Source organism: Pseudocitrobacter sp. CD920760 (assembly GCF_057782505.1).
In genome coordinates this window covers 3,928,312-3,950,363 of record NZ_CM173490.1, presented here as the reverse complement: position 1 = coordinate 3,950,363, position 22,052 = coordinate 3,928,312, and the positions used below count along the sequence as shown (strand labels likewise).

Below are 22,052 nucleotides of genomic sequence, written 5' to 3'. Positions count from 1 at the left end.
ATGAGTCTAAACGCTTTCCTCGCGTTGTGCTGTGATGCTTCCCTTATGCTGGGTTTTTCCTGCCAGATAACGGGTACGAAAACGCGTAAAGTGTTCGCCTAACGCGTGAGCAGCGCCAGTATCGCCCGCCAGGTCCAGCAGCGCCATCGCCACTTCGGCGGTACAGTACTGACCGTCCGCGTGCGCTTCCCGCAGACCATAGGCGGAAACGCGCGACAAATCGACCGAAATCACCGGCAAGCTATCCAGCCACGGGCTCTTGCGAAACATTTTTCGCGCTTCGGTCCAGGTGCCATCGAGCATAATAAACAGCGGGGGTTTGCCCGCTTTCGGCGCGGCGATTACTTCCCGCTCTGTGCCGGCATACGACGCCGGGAAAACCACTACCGGCTGATATGCGGGATCCTGAACCAGCTCCAGCAGCGCGGCAGGCGGCTCGGTACGCGACCACTGAAATGCGGCGGTATCGGGAAGGATATCGGCAATCAGGCGGCCTGTGTTACTGGGTTTCATCGGTTCAGTATCGAACATCACCAGACAAAAACGGCTGGTGGCGGAGCTGGGTTGCAGGGTTTCGCATAAACACTGTTTAAGCGGCAGCAGGCAACGTTGGCAGCGGCGAACACGATTGCCACGGGCGAGGAAAGGGCGCGTGGCGCGGGCCAGGCGTTCAGCCCGGAGTTGCAGTACAGCGTTTGGAGTCATGGCAATAGCGTAGAAAAAGGCTATTGTCGCAGAGGTGAAAACGGGGCACAAGATGCGCCCCGCAGATGTTATGCTTCGAGGGCTTCGTTAAGCCAGCTCTCGAACGGCGCTTTCGGTACCGCGCCATTGAGCATGTCGATCATTTCGCCATTTTTGAAGATCATAATGGTCGGGATGCTGCGAATGCGAAAACGGGCGCTGAGCTCGCGTTCGGCCTCGGTGTTCACTTTCACAAAGCGCATTTTGCCGCTGCGCTCTTCCGCCACATCTTCAAAGATCGGCGCGAAATTGCGGCAAGGGCCACACCACGGCGCCCAGAAATCAATAACGACAGGCAAATCGTCCTTCAGCAGCTTGTCCAGCGTGGCGTCGGTGGCGTTGATCACATCGCCATCAAACAGATCATGACCACAGCGTCCACATTTCGCCGCATCGTTTACACGATCTTCAGGTATGCGGTTAACAGCCTGACAGTGGGCACAAACGGTATTCATAACTAACCTCTGGGTAGTAGGGTTGCTGATCGGCGAGGTCGCCGGATGTTTCTGTAATGTTACATATTATCGATGAGACTGTTTTATTCGACAATGCGGTTTACTCAATGGGTACAATAGTCACTGTCTTTGATATGAAGTAATGGCTATGCGCTACTACATCAGGTAATCTGCGCGCTTCGCGCAGCGCAGGTGGAGAAAAATATGAGCGACGAACTGAAGAACAAAAACGGCAAAGTCAAAGTGATGTATGTCCGCAGTGACGATGACTCGGATAAACGCACCCATAATCCGCGTACAGGAAAAGGCGGTGGCCGTCCTGGTACACGTGCCGAAGGTGGTCGCCGTCCTGCCCGTGACGACAGAAAAGGCCCGAACCGCGAACGCAGCCGCGAGCGTGACGATCGCGGTGAACGCGATAGCTCACCGTGGCGCACGGTTTCCCGCGCACCGGGTGATGAGACCCCGGTAAAAGCCGATCACGGTGGCATTAGCGGTAAAAGCTTTATCGACCCGGAAGTCCTGCGTCGTCAGCGTGCGGAAGAGACGCGCGTTTACGGTGAAAACGCCTGCCAGGCGCTGTTCCAGAGCCGCCCGGACGCCATTGTACGCGCCTGGTTTATCCAGAGCGTAACGCCGCGCTTTAAAGAAGCGCTGCGTTGGATGGCGGCAAACCGCAAAGCGTACCACGTGGTTGATGAAGAGGAACTGGCGAAAGCGTCCGGAACCGAACACCACGGCGGCGTATGCTTCCTGATCAAAAAACGCAGCGGCACGTCCGTACAGGATTGGGTTGCTAAAAGCGGCGATACCGATTGTGTGCTGGCCTTGGAAGATGTCGGCAACCCGCACAATCTGGGCGCGATGATGCGTAGCTGTGCGCATTTCGGTATTAAAGGCCTGCTGTTGCAGGATGCCGGCGTGCTGGAATCCGGCGCGGCAATCCGTACCGCAGAAGGCGGCGCTGAGCACGTTCAGCCGATTACCGGCGATAGCTTCATTGATGCGCTGGATGATTTCCGCAAAGCGGGTTACGCCATCGTGACCACGTCCAGCCACGCGGGTACGCCGCTGTTTAAAGCTGAGCTGCCGAAGAAAATGGTGCTGGTGTTAGGTCAGGAGCGCGATGGTCTGTCTGATGCTGCACTGTCGAGCGCCGATCTGAGCGTATCGATCGAAGGGACCGGCGCGGTAGAAAGCCTGAACGTCTCCGTAGCAACCGGCGTACTGCTGAGTGAATGGTGGCGTCAGAATAAAGCCTGAGCGTAAGCCATAAAAGAATGCCAGCATCGCGCTGGCATTTTTTTTACTCGCTTTCCGCCGGCAGTACCGGCATCCAGTCGATGGGCGCTTCACCGCGCTGCGCCAGCCATTCGTTAGCCTGCACAAAGTGGTTGCAGCCAAAAAAGCCGCGATGGGCAGAAAGCGGTGACGGATGCGGGGCTTTCAGCACCCGATGACGCTGCGCATCGATAATCGCGCCTTTCTTCTGGGCATGCGATCCCCACAGTAAAAAGACCACGCCTTCCCGATGTTCGTTAATCAGGCTGATCACTTTATCGGTAAAGGTTTCCCAGCCAAGGCTGGCGTGAGAATGCGCCTGACCTGCACGCACCGTCAGCACCGTGTTAAGCAACAGCACGCCCTGGCGCGCCCAGCTTTCCAGATAGCCATGCTGAGGGCGGGTAAAGCCCGGAATTGAACCTTCCAGCTCTTTATACATATTCAGCAGCGACGGCGGCGTGGCAATACCAGGGCGAACAGAAAAGGCCAGCCCGTGCGCCTGACCCGGCCCGTGGTACGGGTCCTGACCTAAAATCACTACTTTTACATCGCTCAGTTCAGTGAAGCGAAAGGCGTTAAACACATCTTTCTGCGGCGGATAAATCGTTGTGCCAGCCTGGCGCTCATTCGCCACCGTCGCCAGCGTGTTCAAAAAATAGGGTTGTTGCTTTTCGTCGGCCAGCACATCGTGCCAGGTTAAAAGGGCGCTCATCTCGCTCTCCTGGAAATTGTCATGCGGATAGCTTAACTGCTTCTTTCTCCATCACAAAATCGGTCAGCGGGAAAAGCACGCTACCCCTAAAAAAAGTTGAAAATTTACAGATAAAATTTGGCATCGCTGGGGAGCGTAACTTGATATAAAACAAGTAAATTAGCGCATGACCACTTTTGTGGTGTGGTTTTTATTGATTTAAATCAAAGAATGCCGGGTGTTTGAGGGGTATATATACACTCAAGCAACAATGGTTTTACCAATTGGCCGGGAACTGGCCGGTTAAATGAATATGAATAGCCTAAGGGAGGCATCAAATGATTACTGGTATTCAGATTACTAAAGCCGCTAACGACGACCTGCTGAATTCTTTCTGGCTGCTGGATAGCGAAAAAGGTGAAGCTCGCTGCCTGGTTGCCAAAGGTGGTTATGCAGAAGATGAAGTGGTTGCTGTGAAAGCGCTTGGCGACATCGAATATCGTGAAATCCCGGTTGAAGCGAAACCAGAAGTTCGCGTAGAAGGTGGTCAGCACCTGAACGTTAACGTTCTGCGTCGTGAAACCCTGCTGGACGCGGTTGAACATCCGGAAAAATATCCGCAGCTGACCATTCGTGTTTCAGGTTATGCGGTACGCTTTAACTCCCTGACACCGGAACAGCAGCGCGACGTTATCGCTCGTACTTTCACTGAAAGCCTGTAAGTTTTCAGTCGCAGGAAATAAAAACGCCGGGGAGACCCGGCGTTTTTTTTACTCTTCTGTCGACTGCGGTTCAGCGCCGCTTGGCTTGCGACGCTTACCGACATTCTTCGCGTCGCGATGGCGTACTTTCACACGCGGTTTGTCTTTATCTTTCTCTTTTTTCTTCTCTGCACGTTTTGCCAGCACTTTCTTCGACGGCTTACCGGTCATTTTTTCGCTAGGCGCACGCGTCGTTGGGCGCAGTTCATCGATAACGCGCGCTTTCAGCGGCTCTTCGATATAACGACCAATTTTCTGCAACAGCAGGTGGTCATGCGCTTCAACCAGAGAAACCGCCGTACCTTTACGACCCGCGCGGCCGGTACGGCCAATACGGTGCAGATAGGTATCGCCGGTGCGCGGCATATCGAAGTTAATCACGTGGCTGACATCCGGAATATCAATACCGCGCGCGGCAACGTCGGTCGCAACCAGCACGTTTACGCGGCCTTCCGTCAGTCGTTTGATCCCCTCGGTACGCTTGATCTGTGCCATTTCGCCTTCGAGATAACAGTTGTTGATCCCGGCGGCACGCAGCATTTCAGCAAGTTCATGCACACGCTCACGTTTACGAACAAACACGATAGCACGCGTCATATCTTCTTGTTTCAGAAGGTGCTTAAGCAGCTCAACTTTGTGCTCCAGGTTATCTGCACGGTAGTACCACTGATGAATTTTCTTACGTTCACGAGTGGAAGGCGTGGCAGAAACTTCAACCGGATCTTCGAGCAGACGCTCGGCAAAATCTTTAATCGCATCGCCTTCAAGCGTGGCGGAGAAGAGCAGCGTCTGCTTACGCCAGCGGGTTTCGCCGGCGATGTGTTCGATGTCCTGCGCAAAGCCGAGATCCAGCATACGGTCAGCTTCGTCAAGAATTAAGGTCTCGACGGCGCGGCAGTCAAAGTTTTCTTCTTTGATGTACTGCAACAGGCGACCGGTGGTGGCAACCACGATATCCTGGTTTTCGCTGAAGACTTCAGCGTGGTTCATGTACGCGACACCGCCGGTAATGGTGGCGATATCGAGATGGGTATTTTTGGCCAGCTCGCGCGCGTGGTCGGCAACCTGCATCGCCAGTTCACGCGTTGGCGTCAGGATCAAGATGCGCGGCGGGCCGGATTTTTTGCGCGGGAAGTCGAGCAGATGCTGCAACGCAGGCAGCAGATACGCCGCTGTTTTACCGGTGCCGGTGGGCGCAGAACCCAAAACATCACGTCCATCGAGCGCAGGCGGAATGGCGGCAGCCTGGATGGCAGTCGGGCGTGTAAAGCCTTTGCTCTGGAGGGCGTCCAGCAGGCTTTCATCAAGTTCAAGTTCGGAAAAAGTCGTTACAGTCATTGTCTACCTCAGTGTGAGGCGGTGATTATAGACGTTACGGCTCTAATCTTCATCTGTTTGTATGGCTATCTGTTCTCAGGTATTGTGCTGAGCCAAAACCGGATACTCAAAATAACTATGTCTGACTCGAAACCCACGCTGCGTCGTAATGGATTTACCTTCAAAAAATTTTTTGTCGCGCATGACCGTTGTGCCATGAAAGTGGGGACGGACGGCATTTTGCTGGGCGCATGGGCGCCGATTGCCCATGTAACGCGCGTGCTGGATATTGGTACGGGAAGCGGGTTGCTGGCGTTGATGCTGGCACAGCGCACCGAGGCGAGTGCGCATATCGACGCCGTTGAGTTGGATGAAAATGCCGCAGATCAGGCGCGTGAGAACGTCGCGCAGTCCCCGTGGCCGCAGAAAATTGCCGTCCACACGGCGGATATTCAGTCCTGGGTCGCGAGCGTTAATAGTCGCTATGACCTGATCGTCAGCAATCCTCCTTACTACGAGCAGGGCGTCGAGTGCGCCACGCCGCAACGTGAGCAGGCGCGCTACACCACGTCCCTCGATCATCAAACGTTGCTTACCTGCGCGGCGGATGCCATTACGGAAGAAGGGTTTTTCTGCGTGGTCTTGCCGGAGAACATCGGCCAGAGTTTTACCGAACTGGCTCTGTCGATGGGCTGGCATTTACGCCTGCGCACGGATATCGCCGAATATGATACGCGCCCGCCGCATCGCGTCCTGCTGGCGTTCTCGCCACAAAATGGCGAAGGCTTTAGCGACAGAATGGCGATTCGTGGGCCAGAGCAGCAATACTCCGAAGCGTATACCGCGCTGACCCAGGCGTTTTATCTCTTTATGTGAGTGAGCGGCGAGAGCACGGATGGTCCGGAATCCTGCATGAGATCCGGATAATCGAGCGTGTAATGCAGGCCCCGGCTCTCTTTACGCATCATCGCACAGCGGACAATCAACTCCGCCACCTGTACCAGATTGCGCAGTTCCAGCAAATTATTAGACACGCGAAAGCGTGAGTAATACTCGTCGAGCTCCTGCTGAAGCATGGTAATGCGACGCAGGGCGCGCTCCAGCCGTTTCGTGGTGCGCACAATGCCGACGTAATCCCACATCAGCAAACGTAACTCATGCCAGTTGTGCTGAATCACCACCCGCTCGTCGGAATCATCTACCCGGCTTTCATCCCATGCGGGCAGGGTTTCCACCTGACGCGCGCTGGCTATTCGTTTATTGATATCTTCCGCCGCTGACCAGCCATAGACCAGACACTCCAGCAGGGAGTTAGAGGCCATACGGTTTGCACCGTGCAGGCCGGTATAACTCACTTCGCCGATCGCATACAGGCCGTCAACGTCGCTGCGTCCGTTATCATCTACCATCACGCCGCCGCAGGTATAGTGCGCCGCCGGAACAACCGGCACTGGCTCTTTTGTCAGGTCGATACCCAGCCCAAGCAGTTTCTCGTAAATCATCGGGAAATGATGACGGACAAATTCTTCGGGCTTGTGGCTGATATCCAGATACATACAATCCACACCGAGCCGTTTCATTTCATGATCGATAGCCCGCGCTACCACATCGCGCGGCGCAAGCTCGCCCCGCGCATCGAAATCGGGCATAAAACGACTGCCGTCCGGGCGCTTGAGCATCGCGCCTTCTCCGCGCAGCGCTTCGGTGAGCAGGAAGTTACGTGCCTGCGGGTGGAACAGGGCGGTGGGATGGAACTGATTAAACTCCAGATTCGCCACGCGGCAGCCCGCGCGCCAGGCCATGGCGATGCCGTCACCCGAGGAGATATCCGGGTTGGTGGTGTACTGATAGACCTTGGACGCGCCGCCCGTCGCCAGCACCACCGATTTTGCCGCGCAGGTTTCCACGCTCTCTTTATTACGGTTCCAGATCCACGCGCCCACTACGCGGCGTGTGCCGGGCAGGCCAATCTTATCGGACATGATCAGGTCTACGGCATTGCAGCGCTCAATCACCCGAATATTGGGATGATTCAGCGCCTTGCTGACCAGCGTGTTTTCCACTTCTTTGCCGGTGGCATCCGCCGCATGCAGAATGCGGCGATGGCTGTGGCCGCCTTCGCGCGTCAGGTGATAGCTCGCTTCGCCGTTGCTTTGTACTTGCGTATCAAACAGCACGCCCTGGTCAATCAACCACTGGACGCAGTTTTTGGCATTGCTGGCCACGAACGACACGGCGTCACGATCGCAAATCCCGGCACCGGCGATGAGCGTGTCTTCGACGTGGGATTCGATACTGTCGGTTTCATCAAAAACGGCTGCAATTCCGCCCTGTGCATAGAAGGTTGAACCTTCGCTGATCGGGCCTTTGCTGAGCACAATGACAGAATGCTGCTCGGCGACGCGCAGCGCGAGAGATAAACCGGCAGCACCGCTACCGATGATCAGGACATCACAGGATAGATCTGGAAGAGTGTTCATGATGGTTTGTTTAATTTACTAAACACGGTTTGGTCAGCATAGCATCATAAAACGCGCTGGCGCACACATTTTTTTAGCGGAAGTTGTAACGGCTAAACATAACAGCGTCTGAACGGACTTTGTAAACGAAGGAAAATAATCGAATCTCTGACTCCGGAAACCAGTATTTATGGTGAAATAAAAGGCGGGTTACGTTACTCTTGCGAGAATTGCGTTTTTCTTTCGCAACTTAGACAACGTAGTGCATGCGTAGACTTATAATGAGAGACAATGAACGGTCTACAACTGACAAACAAAAAACAAAGGCGTAACGGAACTTTACAATCATCAGACACTCTAACCCTGTGCTTGCTCATAGTGCAGTGAACGGAGTGGCGTTTTGATTACGCATTGGAATAGGGTTTGGGGAGACATTACCTCGGATGAGCGAGCAGTTAACGGACCAGGTCCTGGTTGAACGGGTCCAGAAAGGAGACCAGAAAGCTTTTAACCTACTGGTGGTGCGCTACCAGCATAAGGTGGCGAGCCTGGTTTCCCGATATGTGCCGTCAGGTGACGTTCCTGATGTGGTGCAAGAGTCTTTTATAAAGGCCTATCGTGCGCTGGATTCATTCCGGGGGGATAGCGCTTTCTATACGTGGCTGTACCGTATTGCAGTCAATACGGCAAAAAATTACCTGGTTGCTCAGGGGCGACGCCCACCGTCCAGCGATGTGGACGCAATGGAAGCAGAAAACTTCGAAAGTGGCGGCGCACTGAAAGAAATTTCGAACCCTGAGAACTTAATGTTGTCAGAAGAACTGAGACAGATAGTTTTTCGCACCATTGAAAGCCTTCCAGAAGATTTACGCATGGCAATTACCCTGCGAGAGCTGGATGGCCTAAGCTATGAAGAGATAGCTGCAATTATGGATTGCCCGGTTGGTACAGTTCGTTCCCGTATCTTCCGTGCGCGAGAAGCTATTGATAATAAAGTTCAACCGCTTATCAGGCGTTGACGGTAGCGGGATACTGGAAAAGGTATTAGGCATGCAGAAAGAAAAACTTTCCGCCTTAATGGATGGTGAAACGCTGGATAACGAGTTGCTCACCGAATTAACTCGTTCGCCGGAAATGCAAAAAACCTGGGAGAGCTATCATCTCATCCGTGATTCGCTGCGCGGCGATACGGCGGATGTGCTTCATTTTGATATCTCTTCTCGCGTCATGGCTGCCATCGAAAATGAGCCCGCTCGTCAGGCGACGCCGCTCATTCCTGAAGCCCAGCCAGCGCCGCATCAATGGCAGAATATGCCATTCTGGAAAAAAGTACGTCCGTGGGCGAGTTCACTCACTCAAATGGGCGTTGCGGCTTGCGTATCGCTTGCAGTTATTGTCGGTGTCCAGCACTATAATGGGCAATCAGATTCTACTCAGCAGCCCGAAACACCGGTTTTTAATACCTTACCGATGATGGGCAAAGCAAGTCCGGTTAGCCTGGGCGTGCCGTCTGATGCCACTGCGGGTACTGGCCAGCAACAGCAGGTTCAGGAACAACGCCGTCGCATCAACGCAATGTTGCAGGATTATGAATTGCAGCGCCGCCTGCATTCTGAGCAACTTCAGTTTGAACAGGCACAAACCCAGCAGGCTGCTGTTCAGGTGCCGGGCTATCAAACTTTAGGAACGCAATCGCAGTAATGAAGCAACTTTGGTGTGCCATGTCCCTTGTGGCTGGCAGCCTGTTCTTCTCTGTCAACGCCTCGGCTGATGTCTCGTCCGGGGCGTTGTTGCAGCAGATGAATCTGGCCAGTCAGTCCCTCAACTATGAGCTGTCATTCGTCAGCATCAATAAAGCCGGTGTCGAATCGCTACGCTATCGTCACGCGCGTTTGAATAATCAGGCGCTGGCGCAGCTCTTGCAGCTTGATGGTCCGCGTCGTGAAGTGGTGCAACGCGGCAATGAAATCAGCTATTTTGAGCCGGGCCTCGACCCGTTTACGCTCAATGGCGATTACATCGTCGATTCCCTGCCGTCGCTGGTCTATACCGACTTTAAACGCCTGGCACCGTATTACGATTTTATCTCCGTTGGCCGCACCCGTATTGCCGATCGCTTGTGTGAAGTGATCCGCGTCGTTGCGCGCGATGGAACCCGTTATAGCTACATCGTCTGGATGGACTCTGAAAGCAAACTGCCGATGCGCGTTGACCTGCTCGATCGCGACGGCGAAACGCTGGAGCAGTTCCGCGTCATTGCGTTTAATGTGGGCGATCAAGTGGGTAGCAGCATGGATAAACTGGCGAAAGCCAGCCTGCCACCGCTGCTCTCCGTTCCGGCGGGCAGTAAAGTGAACTTCAACTGGTCGCCGACCTGGGTGCCTCAGGGCTTCAGTGAAGTCTCCAGCAGCCGCCGCACGTTACCTACTATTGATACCGCAGTGGAATCTCGTCTCTTCTCGGACGGTCTGTTCAGTTTCTCCATCAACATCAGCCGGGCCACGGCCAACAGCAGCGAACAAATGCTGCGTACCGGTCGCCGCACGGTGAGCACCACCGTGCGCAACCAGGCTGAAATCACTATCGTCGGTGAACTGCCGCCGCCAACGGCGAAACGTATTGCCGACGGTATTAGCTTCAAGGGCGCACAATGATTAAAGAGTGGGCGACCGTTGTCTCCTGGGAGAACGGCGTAGCGAAAGTTCACTGTGACGTGAAAGCGTCATGCAGCAGCTGCGCGTCACGCGCGGGCTGCGGCAGCCGCGTGCTGAATAAGCTGGGGCCACAAACCAGCCACACCATTACCGTTCCCAGCGCCGAACCGCTGGTGGCCGGGCAAAAAGTGGAGCTGGGAATAAGCGAAAGCAGCCTGCTGGGTTCCGCTATGCTGGTTTACCTGTCACCGCTGGTGGGGTTGTTTCTCATGGCCTCTCTGTTCCAGGTGCTGTTCGGCACAGACATCGCTGCCATGTGCGGGGCGCTGTTAGGCGGTGTGGGTGGCTTTTTACTGGCGCGCGGTTTTTCGCCGACGCTTGCGAAACGCGAAACGTGGCAACCCGTCATCATTAGCGTTGGCCTGCCGCCTGACCTCCTGCGAACCTCCACCTCTTCCGAATTGAGCCAGTGATCGCACTGGCTTTATTTTTATTTACATCTGGTATGAGAAAGCCGTGAGCGGAACCGCTATGCTTGCTGGAAGAGCATTTCCTGGTTGCGCAGTTGTAGTGTAGAATGCGGCGTTTTCGAACGACACAAACGTCAGGCACAGAACAGCGGCCTCAAAGTATTCGTAAGGCATAATTATCTTAATATATGAAGAATATACGTAACTTTTCGATCATTGCACATATCGACCACGGTAAGTCGACGCTGTCTGACCGTATCATCCAGATTTGCGGTGGCCTTTCTGATCGTGAAATGGAAGCCCAGGTTCTCGACTCGATGGATCTGGAACGCGAACGCGGCATTACCATTAAAGCGCAGAGCGTCACCCTGGACTTTAAATCAGCTGATGGCGAAACCTATCAACTGAACTTTATCGACACCCCTGGTCACGTCGACTTCTCCTACGAAGTTTCCCGTTCTCTGGCGGCCTGTGAAGGCGCACTGCTGGTGGTTGACGCCGGGCAGGGCGTAGAGGCGCAAACCCTGGCGAACTGCTACACCGCCATGGAAATGGACCTGGAAGTGGTTCCGGTTCTGAACAAAATCGACCTCCCGGCAGCCGATCCTGAGCGCGTGGCGGAAGAAATTGAAGATATCGTCGGTATCGACGCGGCGGACGCTGTACGTTGCTCAGCGAAAACCGGCGTGGGCGTAACCGAAGTTCTGGAACGTCTGGTGCGCGATATTCCGCCGCCGGAAGGCGATCCGGAAGGCCCGTTGCAGGCGCTGATCATCGACTCCTGGTTCGATAACTACCTGGGCGTGGTCTCGCTGGTGCGTATTAAAAACGGCACCATGCGTAAAGGCGATAAAATCAAAGTGATGAGCACCGGCCAGGTCTATAACGCCGACCGTCTGGGCATCTTCACCCCGAAACAGGTTGACCGTACCGAGCTGAAATGCGGCGAGGTGGGTTGGCTGGTGTGCGCCATTAAAGACATTCTGGGCGCTCCGGTTGGCGATACGCTGACCCAGGCGCGTAACCCGGCTGACAAAGCGCTGCCAGGCTTTAAAAAAGTCAAACCGCAGGTTTATGCGGGCCTGTTCCCGGTAAGCTCTGACGATTACGAAAACTTCCGCGATGCGCTGGGCAAACTGAGCCTGAACGACGCCTCCCTGTTCTACGAGCCGGAAAGCTCTACCGCGCTGGGCTTCGGCTTCCGCTGTGGCTTCCTCGGTCTGCTGCACATGGAGATCATTCAGGAACGTCTGGAACGTGAATACGATCTGGATCTCATCACCACCGCGCCGACCGTAGTCTACGAAGTCGAGACCACTAACAAAGAGGTCATCTACGTCGACAGCCCGTCCAAGCTGCCGCCGCTGAATAACATCGCGGAGCTGCGTGAGCCGATTGCTGAGTGTCATATGCTGCTGCCGCAAGAGTTTCTGGGCAACGTTATCACCCTGTGTATCGAAAAACGCGGTGTGCAGACCAACATGGTTTACCACGGTAAACAAGTTGCGCTGACCTATGAAATCCCGATGGCAGAAGTGGTGCTCGACTTCTTCGACCGTCTGAAGTCAACATCTCGCGGCTATGCGTCGCTGGATTACAACTTCAAACGCTTCCAGGCGTCTAACATGGTGCGTGTTGATGTTCTTATCAACAGCGATCGCGTCGATGCGCTGGCGCTGATCACCCACAACGACAATGCGCCGTACCGTGGTCGTGAGCTGGTTGAGAAGATGAAAGAGCTGATCCCGCGTCAGCAGTTTGATATCGCGATTCAGGCGGCCATTGGCAACCACATTATCGCGCGTTCTACGGTGAAACAGTTGCGTAAAAACGTCCTGGCGAAATGCTACGGCGGTGACGTCAGCCGTAAGAAAAAACTGCTGCAAAAACAGAAAGACGGTAAAAAACGCATGAAGCAGGTCGGTAACGTTGAACTGCCGCAGGAAGCGTTCCTCGCCATTCTGCACGTCGGTAAAGACGGTAAATAATTCTTAAGGAGTTGGCATGGCGAATATGTTTGCCCTGATTCTGGTGATTGCCACACTGGTTACGGGCCTTTTGTGGTGCGTTGATAAATTTATCTTCGCGCCCAAACGTCGGGAACGTCAGGCTGCGGCGCAGGTCGCAACCGGAGATGCGCTGGACAAAAAAACGCTGAAAAAAGTGGGCCCGAAACCGGGCTGGCTGGAAACTGGCGCGTCCGTATTTCCGGTGCTGGCGATTGTGCTCATCGTGCGTTCTTTTATTTATGAGCCGTTCCAGATCCCATCCGGTTCAATGATGCCGACGCTGTTAATTGGTGACTTTATCCTCGTGGAAAAATTCGCCTACGGCATCAAAGATCCTATTTACCAGAAAACGATTATCGAAACGGGTCACCCGAAACGTGGCGACATCGTGGTCTTTAAATATCCGGAAGATCCGCGCCTTGATTACATCAAACGCGCGGTAGGCCTGCCGGGTGATAAAGTTACTTACGATCCGATCAGCAAAGAAGTCACTATTCAACCAAACTGCAGTTCAGGTCAGGCTTGCGGTAACGCGCTGCCGGTCACCTACTCGAACGTTGAACCGAGCGATTTCGTGCAGACCTTTGCCCGTCGTAACGGCGGCGAAGCGACCAGCGGTTTCTTTGAATTGCCGAAAGGCGAAACCAAAGAAAATGGCATTCGCCTGACCGAACGTCAGGAGACGCTGGGCGAGGTAAATCACCGTATTCTGACCGTGCCAATCGCACAGGATCAGGTCGGCATGTACTATCGCCAGTCTGGTTTACAGCCGGCTACGTGGATTGTGCCGCCGGGTCATTACTTCATGATGGGTGATAACCGCGACAACAGCGCCGACAGCCGTTACTGGGGCTTCGTGCCGGAAGCGAACCTGGTCGGGAAGGCGACGGCCATCTGGATGAGCTTCGAAAAACAGGAAGGTGAATGGCCGACCGGCGTACGTTTAAGCCGTATTGGTGGTATCCACTAATCCTTGTCAGACCTATGCGGGGGCATTAGTGCCTCCGCATAAATTATTTAGCAGTTAAATCTCTCCAAACTAACGACATCCCTTGTCGTTGCGTATAGAATATCCCCCCGAAGTTACACATGTCTTTCTTAATAGACACGGCACACGAAACCGTATTGGTGCTTTCAGATCTGTTTCGTGTGCTGAATTTTTGACGCATTCATTTATTGGTATCGCATGAACCCCATCGTAATTAATCGGCTTCAACGGAAGCTGGGCTACACTTTTGTTCATCAGGAGTTGTTGCAACAGGCATTAACCCATCGCAGTGCCAGCAGCAAACATAACGAGCGCTTAGAATTTCTGGGCGATTCCATTTTAAGCTACGTGATCGCTAACGCCCTTTATCACCGTTTCCCGCGTGTGGATGAAGGCGATATGAGCCGTATGCGTGCGACGCTGGTTCGTGGAAATACACTGGCAGAAATTGCCCGTGAATTTGAACTGGGCGAATGCTTGCGTTTAGGGCCGGGCGAGCTGAAAAGTGGCGGCTTCCGTCGCGAATCTATCCTCGCGGATACGGTTGAAGCGTTGATTGGCGGGGTGTTCCTCGACAGCGATATTCAGAATGTCGAGAAGTTAATCCTCTCCTGGTATCAAACGCGTCTGGACGAAATCAGCCCAGGCGATAAACAGAAAGATCCAAAAACACGCTTGCAGGAGTATCTGCAAGGCCGCCATCTGCCGCTGCCATCTTATCTGGTGGTGCAGGTGCGTGGGGAAGCACACGATCAGGAATTTACTATCCACTGCCAGGTTAGCGGCCTGAGTGAACCGGTGGTTGGCACAGGTTCCAGCCGTCGCAAGGCGGAGCAGGCTGCCGCCGAACAGGCGTTGAAAAAACTGGAGCTGGAATGAACGAAGACAAAACTTACTGCGGATTTATCGCCATCGTCGGTCGCCCGAACGTCGGCAAATCTACCCTGCTGAACAATCTGCTGGGGCAGAAAATTTCCATTACCTCGCGTAAAGCGCAGACTACCCGTCACCGCATCGTCGGTATTCATACGGAAGGCGCGTATCAGGCAATCTATGTTGATACCCCTGGCCTGCACATGGAAGAAAAACGCGCCATCAACCGCCTGATGAACAAAGCGGCGAGCAGCTCCATCGGTGACGTTGAACTGGTGATTTTTGTCGTGGAAGGCACCCGCTGGACGCCGGACGACGAAATGGTGCTGAATAAACTGCGCGAAGGCAAAGCGCCGGTGATTCTGGCCGTAAACAAAGTCGATAACGTGCAGGAAAAAGCAGATCTTCTGCCGCACCTGCAGTTCCTCGGCAGCCAGATGAACTTCCTCGACATCGTACCGATGTCTGCGGAAACCGGGCTGAACGTCGACACCATCGCCGGGATCGTGCGTAAACATCTGCCGGAAGCGATTCATCACTTCCCGGAAGATTACATCACCGACCGTTCTCAGCGTTTTATGGCGTCTGAAATCATCCGTGAAAAGCTGATGCGTTTCCTGGGCGAAGAACTGCCGTATTCTGTTACCGTGGAAATCGAACGGTTCGTGACTAACGAGCGCGGCGGTTACGACATCAACGGCCTGATCCTCGTTGAGCGTGACGGGCAGAAGAAGATGGTGATTGGTAACAAAGGTTCCAAAATCAAAACCATCGGTATCGAAGCCCGTAAAGACATGCAGGAAATGTTCGAAGCCCCGGTTCACCTGGAACTGTGGGTGAAAGTGAAATCCGGCTGGGCTGATGACGAGCGCGCGTTGCGTAGTCTTGGCTATGGCGACGATCTGTAAGTTTCTCATACCCTATGGCTTTCATGGTGCAGGAAGGCGGCAAGAGTGTGAATCCCCAGGAGCTTACATTAGTAAGTGACTGGGGTGAACAGTCGCAGCCAACGCACCTGCGGCTTGAAAGACGACGGGTATGATGGAAGGCTGGCAGCGCGCATTTGTCCTGCATAGTCGCCCCTGGAGCGAAACCAGCCTGATGCTGGACGTCTTCACGGAAGAGTCGGGTCGTGTGCGCCTTGTTGCCAAAGGCGCACGTTCCAAACGTTCCAACCTGAAAGGCACACTTCAGCCTTTTACCCCCCTGTTAGTTCGCTTTGGCGGGCGCGGTGAAGTCAAAACCCTGCGCAGCGCGGAAGCCGTGTCGCTGGCGCTCCCCCTGAGCGGCATTACGCTTTACAGCGGCCTTTACGTTAACGAACTCATTTCCCGCGTGCTGGAGCACGAAACTCGTTTCTCTGAACTCTTCTTCGATTACCTGCACTGCATTCAGGCGTTGGCGGGCACCTCCGGTTCGCCCGAACCCGCGCTACGTCGTTTTGAGCTGGCGCTGCTGGGGCATCTGGGATACGGCGTCGATTTCCTGCACTGCGCGGGAAGCGGCGAGGAAGTGGATGACACGATGACCTATCGCTATCGTGAAGAAAAAGGCTTTATCGCCAGCGTGGTGATTGATAACTACACCTTTACCGGCCATCACCTTAAAGCGCTGGCCAGCCGCGAGTTTCCGGATGTGGATTCGCTGCGTGCCGCAAAACGCTTTACCCGTATGGCGCTGAAGCCGTATCTTGGTGGCAAACCGCTAAAAAGCCGGGAATTATTCAGGCAGTTTTTGCCGAAAAAATAAACGTTCACTTTCACGATGAGAGTGAAAAAACGAGCATCGATTTAAAACCGAGGATTGTCATGGCTGAATTACTGTTAGGCGTCAATATTGACCACATTGCCACCCTGCGTAACGCGCGCGGCACAGCGTATCCGGACCCGGTTCAGGCGGCATTCATCGCCGAACAGGCGGGCGCGGACGGCATCACCGTTCATCTGCGTGAAGACCGTCGCCACATCACCGACCGCGACGTGCGTATCCTGCGTCAGACGCTCGACACGCGCATGAATCTGGAGATGGCGGTCACCGAAGAGATGCTGAACATTGCCGTCGACACCAAACCACATTTCTGCTGCCTGGTGCCGGAAAAGCGTCAGGAAGTGACCACCGAAGGCGGTCTCGACGTTGCTGGTCAGCGTGACAAAATGCGCGATGCCTGCAAACGCCTCGCCGACGCAGGTATTCTGGTATCCCTGTTTATCGATGCCGATAACGAGCAGATTAAAGCCGCGGCAGAAGTGGGCGCGCCTTATATCGAAATTCACACGGGTTGTTATGCCGATGCTCAAACCGACGCAGAGCAGGCTAAAGAACTGGAGCGTATCGCTCACGCCGCAACTTATGCCGCAAGCCTGGGGCTGAAAGTCAATGCCGGGCATGGCCTGACTTATCACAACGTGAAAGCTATCGCGGCGCTGCCAGAAATGCACGAACTGAATATCGGCCACGCCATCATTGGCCGCGCGGTGATGACCGGTCTGAAAGATGCTGTTGCCGAAATGAAACGCCTGATGCTGGAAGCGCGCAAATAATGGCGATTCTTGGGCTCGGAACAGACATTGTCGAAATTACGCGTATCGAAGAGGTGATTGCCCGCAGCGGCGATCGCCTCGCCCGACGCGTACTCACTGACAATGAGTGGGCTATCTGGGAAACGCATCAGCAGCCGGTGCGTTTTCTGGCCAAACGTTTCGCGGTGAAGGAAGCAGCGGCAAAAGCCTTCGGCACCGGCATCCGTAATGGCCTGGCGTTTAACCAGTTTGAAGTGTACAACGACGAAATGGGTAAACCGAAGCTGCGCCTGTGGGGCGAAGCGCAGAAGCTGGCGGAAAGGCTGGGCGTAGCGCATATGCATGTCACCCTGGCGGATGAACGCCGCTACGCCTGCGCGACGGTCATTCTGGAAAGCTAGATTTTGTCGGCGTGATGCATCGTCACGAATTTATCCCACAGCTGTTCTTCGCTCTCAACGTGTGCCGGATCTTTTAGAATCGTATTCGGGATCGGGCACACTTTCTGACAGGTTGGCGTCTCGTAATGGCCGATGCACTCGGTGCAGCGATCGCTATTGATCTCATAGATGCTATCACCCATCGAAATGGCTTCGTTCGGACACTCCGGTTCGCACATATCGCAGTTGATGCATTTTTTGGTGATTAACAACGCCATCAGGAAACTCTCAGAAACAACCTATTCGGGCCGCGCATTATACGCGCATTTTCTGCGCAGACCATACTTTTTCCGGGGTAATCCGCTACACCAGCTTCTTCACCAGCGCTTCACTATGACGAATGCGATCCGGCGCGTTTTCCAGATCCTGCTGCACCAGCCCCATAAACAGCACATCCGCCAGCATCATCTGTGCGCTGGTTGAGGAAATCGCTGCGCTGCGCGTGGCCTGTTCTTCCGCAATGGTATAAAGGCAGTGCGTGGCGCGCTGCTGGAGCGCATTGGGTGAAAATCCGGTGATGGCGAGAATTTTGCCACCCGCGCGCAGGGTTTCATCCGCCGCCAGGTTTATCTCTCGACGCTCACCGGAGTAGGAAATCGCTAACAGCAGGTCGCCTTCGCTTAATGCCTGAACGCTGGCGAGCAGAGCGTGCATATCCAGCTCAGCAACGGCATTAAGACCAATCTTCATCAGTTTCCAGCTAAAGTTGCGCGCCACCAGGCCCGAGGCGCCAATCCCGGTCAGCACGATGCGCCGTGCGCCGCGCAGCATATTCACCGCCTCCAGCAGTTTCTCTTCGTCGTTAACGTCGAGTGAGGCATGCATCGCGGCAACGTTGTCTTTGATGAGCTTTTCACCCACCAGACGCAGCGGATCGTCACCGCGAATCTGGTTGTGTACCGGAATAGAGTGCGGATTCGGATTGCTGGCCAGCGCTTCGCTTAGCGCCAGTTTCAGGGCCGGAAAACCTTTAAAGCCCAGCTTTTGCGCGAACTTCACCACGCTGGACTGGCTGACACCCGACTGGCTCGCCAGCTGCTGTGAGCTGAGATGACGCGCCAGGTCAGGCTGCGCCAGGATAAAATCGGCCAGTTTTTTATCACTTTGCGCCAGATGCGGATATCGCTGGCGAATACGGATTAAACAATTCATACGCTCCTCAAGGGCAAAATTACGCTACCTCTCCCGACAACAATTCTGCTCGCCTGAAAGAATTATTATTCGATTATAACGGAATAACCTGAATTAAATATTCCACCTGGCGCAAAATATTGAACACTTTTTGCATCTCGCCGTTGAGGTGATGTTTCCAGAAATCACCCGCGCTATCTGTTACGCTTGTAATGAGTTAACGGAAATTCATCGCTTAAAGGAGTCTGGTTTGGCAAACGACCCCCGTCGAGTTATTTTTTTCGACCTGGATGGCACGCTGCATCAGCAGGATATGTTCGGCACGTTTCTGCGCTATCTGCTGCGGAGACTGCCGCTTAATACGTTGCTGGTGCTGCCTCTGCTGCCGATTATTGGTATCGCGCTGCTGGTAAAAGGGCGCGCTGCGCGCTGGCCAATGAGTTTGCTGCTGTGGGGTTGTACCTTTGGACACAGCGAAGCCAAACTGCGCGCGCTGGAAGCAGATTTTGCCACGTGGTTTCGCGCAAATGTGGTGACTTTCCCGGTGGTGCACAAGCGCCTGACCGAATACCTCATCAGCACCGATGCGGATGTATGGCTGATTACCGGCTCGCCGCAGTCGCTGGTGGAGAAAGTCTATTTTGATACGCCCTGGCTGCCGCGCGTGAATCTCATCGCCAGTCAGATAACGCGGGCTCATGGCGGCTGGGTGCTGTCGCTGCGCTGCCTGGGGCATGAAAAAGTGGTGCAACTGGAACGCAAAATCGGTACGCCGCTGCGTCTGTTTAGCGGTTACAGCGACAGCAAACAGGATAACCCGCTGCTCTATTTTTGCCAGCATCGCTGGCGGGTAACGCCGCGCGGTGAACTTCAGCGGCTGGAATAGTGGGTAATCTTATTCTCTCTATGTATAATGCGCCCCGATTTATCATCTGGAGTGCCCACTTTGTCCGACAATGAATTCAACCATGAATACTGGATGCGCCATGCGCTTACGCTTGCGCAGCGCGCCTGGGATGAAGGAGAAGTGCCGGTTGGCGCGGTGCTGGTGCTCGATAATCAGGTGATTGGCGAAGGCTGGAATCGCCCGATTGGTCGTCACGATCCGACGGCTCACGCCGAAATTATGGCGCTGCGTCAGGGCGGCATGGTGCTGCAAAACTACCGCCTGATTAACGCCACGCTGTACGTTACGCTGGAACCGTGTGTGATGTGTGCAGGCGCAATGGTGCATAGCCGCATTGGACACGTCGTGTTTGGCGCGCGCGATGCCAAAACTGGCGCTGCCGGGTCGTTAATGGATGTCCTGCATCATCCGGGAATGAATCACCGAGTCGAGGTCACCGAAGGCGTATTGCGCGATCAATGCGCCGGGATGTTGAGTGATTTTTTCCGCGAACGCCGCGAACAAATCAAGGCATTGCGCAAAGCGCAGAAAGCCGAAAATCAATGATGAGTATGTGCGGCGTCGACCAGTTCGCTTGACGTCGATCCCTGCACGCTGTGCAGATAATCGCGTGGCGAAAGGGAAATAAACGGTAAGAAGTCAGCATTGTTGCGGTTCAGTTCGTCCATCGTCACCGCCGGATAATCGGCGGCAATCGCCATCTCCTGGGCCACTTTCTTCTCTTTCTCCGCCAGATACCCCACCAGACTAATTTGATACTTACGGATGTTTTCGACATAGGCGTAGGCCTCATGTCCACGCGCATATCCGTAAGTGAGCTTGCTGTAATAAGGTTTCTGGCTCAGCAGCGGCAGACGCTGTTTTACATCCGTCCAGCTGTCCGGGTTGCCTTTCTGCTTAACCGTTAATGCACGGGCATCAAGCATATGCGCGTAACCCATATTATAAGCGGCGAGGGCAAACCAGATTTTCTCATCCTGCGGCACCGTATCCGGCACTTTCTCCATCATATCCAGCAGATATCGCATGCCGCCGCCAATGCTTTGTTCCGCATCGGTACGATCCGTCAGACCCAGACTTTGGGCCGTATTCTTGGTGAGCATCATCAGGCCGCGCACGCCGGTGGGGGAGGTTGCCAGCGCGTCCCAGTGCGACTCCTGATACGAGATAGCTGCCAGCAGTCGCCAGTCTATCTCTTTGGCGTGTTTCTCAAACAGCGGCTGAAGGTCAGGCAACACGCTATCGACGGCGCGCAGGAAGGAGCGCGTATCGACATAATCGAAATCGCCACCGTGCCCCAGATATTTCTCTTCCAGGCGGGCGAGGGTGCCGTCTTCATTTATGCTGTTGAAATAGTCGAGCATCGCGGCGGAAAGCGTGTCGTCTTCGTCGTTAACGCTAAACCAGGTTACCGGCTGCTCGTCGGTGATATCAAGCGCCACGGCCAGTTCAGGATGCACGCGCTGGAACAGACTGATCGCCACCGAGTCTGCGATGGTGTAATTCAGGCGGCCCGCCAGCACTTCTTCCATTAAGGCTTCGCTGCTGCGCTTTTCATCCACTTGCCAGCTGATATCGGGATACTTCGTCTCTTTCAGTGACTGAAGGTCGTTGATCACCGCATGTCCTGGCGCAATGGAAAGATTCTCGGCGTTCAGTTCTCCCAATGAGCGCGGGCGATAGCTGCCGACGCGATACACCACCTGCTGAGAAACGGAATAGTAGGCCGGGCCTGCGTGGTAGTTTTTGACGCGCTCGCTGTTATAAACCAGGCCCGCGGCCAGCAGGTCTGCTTTGCCGTTGTCGAGATCGTCAAACAGTTCGCTGATGTTCTGCCGCACGGTCACCTTCAGTTTTACGCCAAGATAATCGGCAAACTGTTCAGCAAGGGCGTAGTCGAGCCCGTACTCTTTATCATCAACGCGAGAGTAGGTTAAAGGAGACACGATGGTACTGACGCGAAGTTCCCCCCGCGCCTGAATGGCGGCAATGCGATTGGCCGATTGGTTGATCCACGTAATGGAGGGCCAAAGGGCTGCTGCCAACAGCAGTGCGACGATGCCGATCAGCAGATAATTAATCTTTAATTTTTTCAAATAGTTAATTCTCTGCGCTAACAAAATCACTGTGTGCAGTGACCATAAGAAGACTATGGTTTGGAACAGAATGAGCGGCATTTTGCTTAAGATTGCGCCAGTTGGCAACTAATTCGAGAGATACGTCACATCTATTGGTAAAAGCAGGAAGTGATTTTATTTCTACGCAAACGGTTTCGTCAGGGCGCAGGATTATCTATAATAGCGCCCGTTTTCCCCCCTTGCGCACACTGAAAGCTTAGAAGACGAGAGAC

Annotated in this window: 25 protein-coding genes; 17 read left to right on the top strand and 8 right to left on the bottom strand. The window is 54.3% G+C overall.

Annotated features, from left to right (window positions below):
- Nucleotides 1-6 precede the first annotated feature (6 nt).
- Nucleotides 7-705 carry a tRNA-uridine aminocarboxypropyltransferase gene (gene tapT, locus AC1MKH_RS18490; protein ID WP_276223699.1) on the bottom strand — a complete coding sequence of 233 codons (699 nt, stop codon included), beginning with the start codon at nucleotides 703-705 and terminating at the stop codon, nucleotides 7-9.
- A 68-nt stretch (nucleotides 706-773) separates the two neighbouring features.
- Nucleotides 774-1,199: a thioredoxin TrxC gene (gene trxC, locus AC1MKH_RS18485; protein WP_108477201.1), complete on the bottom strand. Its 426-nt coding sequence runs from the start codon at nucleotides 1,197-1,199 to the stop codon at nucleotides 774-776.
- A gap of 204 nt (nucleotides 1,200-1,403) precedes the next feature.
- On the opposite strand from trxC, the gene AC1MKH_RS18480 reads away from it, so the two are divergent.
- On the top strand, nucleotides 1,404-2,462 hold the full coding sequence (locus AC1MKH_RS18480; RefSeq protein WP_276223695.1) for a tRNA/rRNA methyltransferase: 1,059 nt from the start codon (nucleotides 1,404-1,406) through the stop codon (nucleotides 2,460-2,462).
- 43 nt (nucleotides 2,463-2,505) lie between these two features.
- Here the strand turns inward: AC1MKH_RS18480 and ung are convergent, their stop codons facing one another.
- On the bottom strand, nucleotides 2,506-3,195 hold the full coding sequence (ung, locus tag AC1MKH_RS18475; protein ID WP_015963382.1) for a uracil-DNA glycosylase: 690 nt from the start codon (nucleotides 3,193-3,195) through the stop codon (nucleotides 2,506-2,508).
- 317 nt (nucleotides 3,196-3,512) lie between these two features.
- Here ung and grcA point away from each other — a divergent pair, with 317 nt between their 5' ends.
- Nucleotides 3,513-3,896 (top strand): autonomous glycyl radical cofactor GrcA, encoded by a 384-nt coding sequence (grcA, locus tag AC1MKH_RS18470; protein ID WP_015963383.1) that lies wholly within the window; start codon nucleotides 3,513-3,515, stop codon nucleotides 3,894-3,896.
- Between the two features lie 48 nt (nucleotides 3,897-3,944).
- On the opposite strand, the gene srmB is transcribed toward grcA, so the two are convergent.
- On the bottom strand, nucleotides 3,945-5,273 hold the full coding sequence (gene srmB / locus AC1MKH_RS18465) for an ATP-dependent RNA helicase SrmB (protein ID WP_276223692.1): 1,329 nt from the start codon (nucleotides 5,271-5,273) through the stop codon (nucleotides 3,945-3,947).
- A 117-nt stretch (nucleotides 5,274-5,390) separates the two neighbouring features.
- Between srmB and trmN the strand changes: the two genes are divergently transcribed.
- Nucleotides 5,391-6,128, top strand: a complete 738-nt coding sequence (gene trmN / locus AC1MKH_RS18460) for a tRNA(1)(Val) (adenine(37)-N(6))-methyltransferase TrmN (protein ID WP_276223690.1) — start codon at nucleotides 5,391-5,393, stop codon at nucleotides 6,126-6,128.
- Here trmN and nadB read toward each other — a convergent pair.
- Complete coding sequence (gene nadB, locus AC1MKH_RS18455; protein WP_276223688.1) at nucleotides 6,113-7,732, bottom strand: L-aspartate oxidase; 1,620 nt, start codon at nucleotides 7,730-7,732, stop codon at nucleotides 6,113-6,115. The two genes, trmN and nadB, sit on opposite strands and share 16 nt — an antisense overlap.
- 270 nt (nucleotides 7,733-8,002) lie before the next feature.
- On the opposite strand from nadB, the gene rseD reads away from it, so the two are divergent.
- From rseD to acpS, 12 genes are all read left to right on the top strand, one after another.
- Nucleotides 8,003-8,098 carry a rpoE leader peptide RseD gene (gene rseD / locus AC1MKH_RS18450; RefSeq protein WP_144052231.1) on the top strand — a complete coding sequence of 32 codons (96 nt, stop codon included), beginning with the start codon at nucleotides 8,003-8,005 and terminating at the stop codon, nucleotides 8,096-8,098.
- Between the two features lie 56 nt (nucleotides 8,099-8,154).
- On the top strand, nucleotides 8,155-8,730 hold the full coding sequence (gene rpoE, locus AC1MKH_RS18445) for an RNA polymerase sigma factor RpoE (protein WP_015963387.1): 576 nt from the start codon (nucleotides 8,155-8,157) through the stop codon (nucleotides 8,728-8,730).
- 31 nt (nucleotides 8,731-8,761) lie between these two features.
- Entirely contained in the window at nucleotides 8,762-9,412 is a 651-nt protein-coding gene (gene rseA, locus AC1MKH_RS18440) for an anti-sigma-E factor RseA (RefSeq protein WP_015963388.1), read from the top strand.
- The gene (gene rseB / locus AC1MKH_RS18435; RefSeq protein ID WP_015963389.1) at nucleotides 9,412-10,365 is read left to right on the top strand and encodes a sigma-E factor regulatory protein RseB; all 954 of its coding nucleotides are present in this window, start codon (nucleotides 9,412-9,414) and stop codon (nucleotides 10,363-10,365) included. The genes rseA and rseB overlap by 1 nt, the downstream gene beginning before the upstream one ends.
- The gene (gene rseC / locus AC1MKH_RS18430; protein ID WP_276223682.1) at nucleotides 10,362-10,838 is read left to right on the top strand and encodes a SoxR-reducing system protein RseC; all 477 of its coding nucleotides are present in this window, start codon (nucleotides 10,362-10,364) and stop codon (nucleotides 10,836-10,838) included. The genes rseB and rseC overlap by 4 nt, the downstream gene beginning before the upstream one ends.
- A 185-nt stretch (nucleotides 10,839-11,023) precedes the next feature.
- Nucleotides 11,024-12,823, top strand: a complete 1,800-nt coding sequence (gene lepA / locus AC1MKH_RS18425) for a translation elongation factor 4 (RefSeq protein ID WP_276223680.1) — start codon at nucleotides 11,024-11,026, stop codon at nucleotides 12,821-12,823.
- A gap of 16 nt (nucleotides 12,824-12,839) precedes the next feature.
- Nucleotides 12,840-13,814, top strand: coding sequence for a signal peptidase I (gene lepB, locus AC1MKH_RS18420; protein WP_149464830.1), 975 nt, complete (start codon nucleotides 12,840-12,842; stop codon nucleotides 13,812-13,814).
- Between the two features lie 216 nt (nucleotides 13,815-14,030).
- A complete protein-coding gene (rnc, locus tag AC1MKH_RS18415) occupies nucleotides 14,031-14,711 on the top strand; it encodes a ribonuclease III (RefSeq protein WP_015963393.1) in 681 nt (226 codons plus the stop codon).
- Complete coding sequence (gene era / locus AC1MKH_RS18410) at nucleotides 14,708-15,613, top strand: GTPase Era (RefSeq protein WP_276223675.1); 906 nt, start codon at nucleotides 14,708-14,710, stop codon at nucleotides 15,611-15,613. Before rnc ends, era begins: the two co-directional genes overlap by 4 nt.
- 133 nt (nucleotides 15,614-15,746) lie before the next feature.
- Nucleotides 15,747-16,454 carry a DNA repair protein RecO gene (gene recO, locus AC1MKH_RS18405; protein ID WP_276223710.1) on the top strand — a complete coding sequence of 236 codons (708 nt, stop codon included), beginning with the start codon at nucleotides 15,747-15,749 and terminating at the stop codon, nucleotides 16,452-16,454.
- A 59-nt stretch (nucleotides 16,455-16,513) separates the two neighbouring features.
- Nucleotides 16,514-17,245, top strand: coding sequence for a pyridoxine 5'-phosphate synthase (gene pdxJ / locus AC1MKH_RS18400; protein WP_276223672.1), 732 nt, complete (start codon nucleotides 16,514-16,516; stop codon nucleotides 17,243-17,245).
- A complete protein-coding gene (acpS, locus tag AC1MKH_RS18395) occupies nucleotides 17,245-17,625 on the top strand; it encodes a holo-ACP synthase (protein ID WP_276223670.1) in 381 nt (126 codons plus the stop codon). The genes pdxJ and acpS overlap by 1 nt, the downstream gene beginning before the upstream one ends.
- On the opposite strand, the gene AC1MKH_RS18390 is transcribed toward acpS, so the two are convergent.
- The gene (locus AC1MKH_RS18390; RefSeq protein ID WP_327621903.1) at nucleotides 17,622-17,882 is read right to left on the bottom strand and encodes a YfhL family 4Fe-4S dicluster ferredoxin; all 261 of its coding nucleotides are present in this window, start codon (nucleotides 17,880-17,882) and stop codon (nucleotides 17,622-17,624) included. The genes acpS and AC1MKH_RS18390 overlap by 4 nt on opposite strands.
- Nucleotides 17,883-17,967: 85 nt before the next feature.
- Nucleotides 17,968-18,816: a MurR/RpiR family transcriptional regulator gene (locus tag AC1MKH_RS18385; RefSeq protein WP_015963399.1), complete on the bottom strand. Its 849-nt coding sequence runs from the start codon at nucleotides 18,814-18,816 to the stop codon at nucleotides 17,968-17,970.
- 229 nt (nucleotides 18,817-19,045) lie between these two features.
- Here AC1MKH_RS18385 and yfhb point away from each other — a divergent pair, with 229 nt between their 5' ends.
- Together yfhb and tadA are read left to right on the top strand one after the other, a co-directional pair.
- A complete protein-coding gene (gene yfhb / locus AC1MKH_RS18380) occupies nucleotides 19,046-19,681 on the top strand; it encodes a phosphatidylglycerophosphatase C (protein ID WP_276219349.1) in 636 nt (211 codons plus the stop codon).
- A gap of 27 nt (nucleotides 19,682-19,708) precedes the next feature.
- Nucleotides 19,709-20,248, top strand: a complete 540-nt coding sequence (gene tadA, locus AC1MKH_RS18375) for a tRNA adenosine(34) deaminase TadA (protein ID WP_276219350.1) — start codon at nucleotides 19,709-19,711, stop codon at nucleotides 20,246-20,248.
- On the opposite strand, the gene mltF is transcribed toward tadA, so the two are convergent.
- Entirely contained in the window at nucleotides 20,242-21,798 is a 1,557-nt protein-coding gene (gene mltF, locus AC1MKH_RS18370) for a membrane-bound lytic murein transglycosylase MltF (protein WP_276219352.1), read from the bottom strand. The two genes, tadA and mltF, sit on opposite strands and share 7 nt — an antisense overlap.
- Nucleotides 21,799-22,052: the final 254 nt, after the last annotated feature.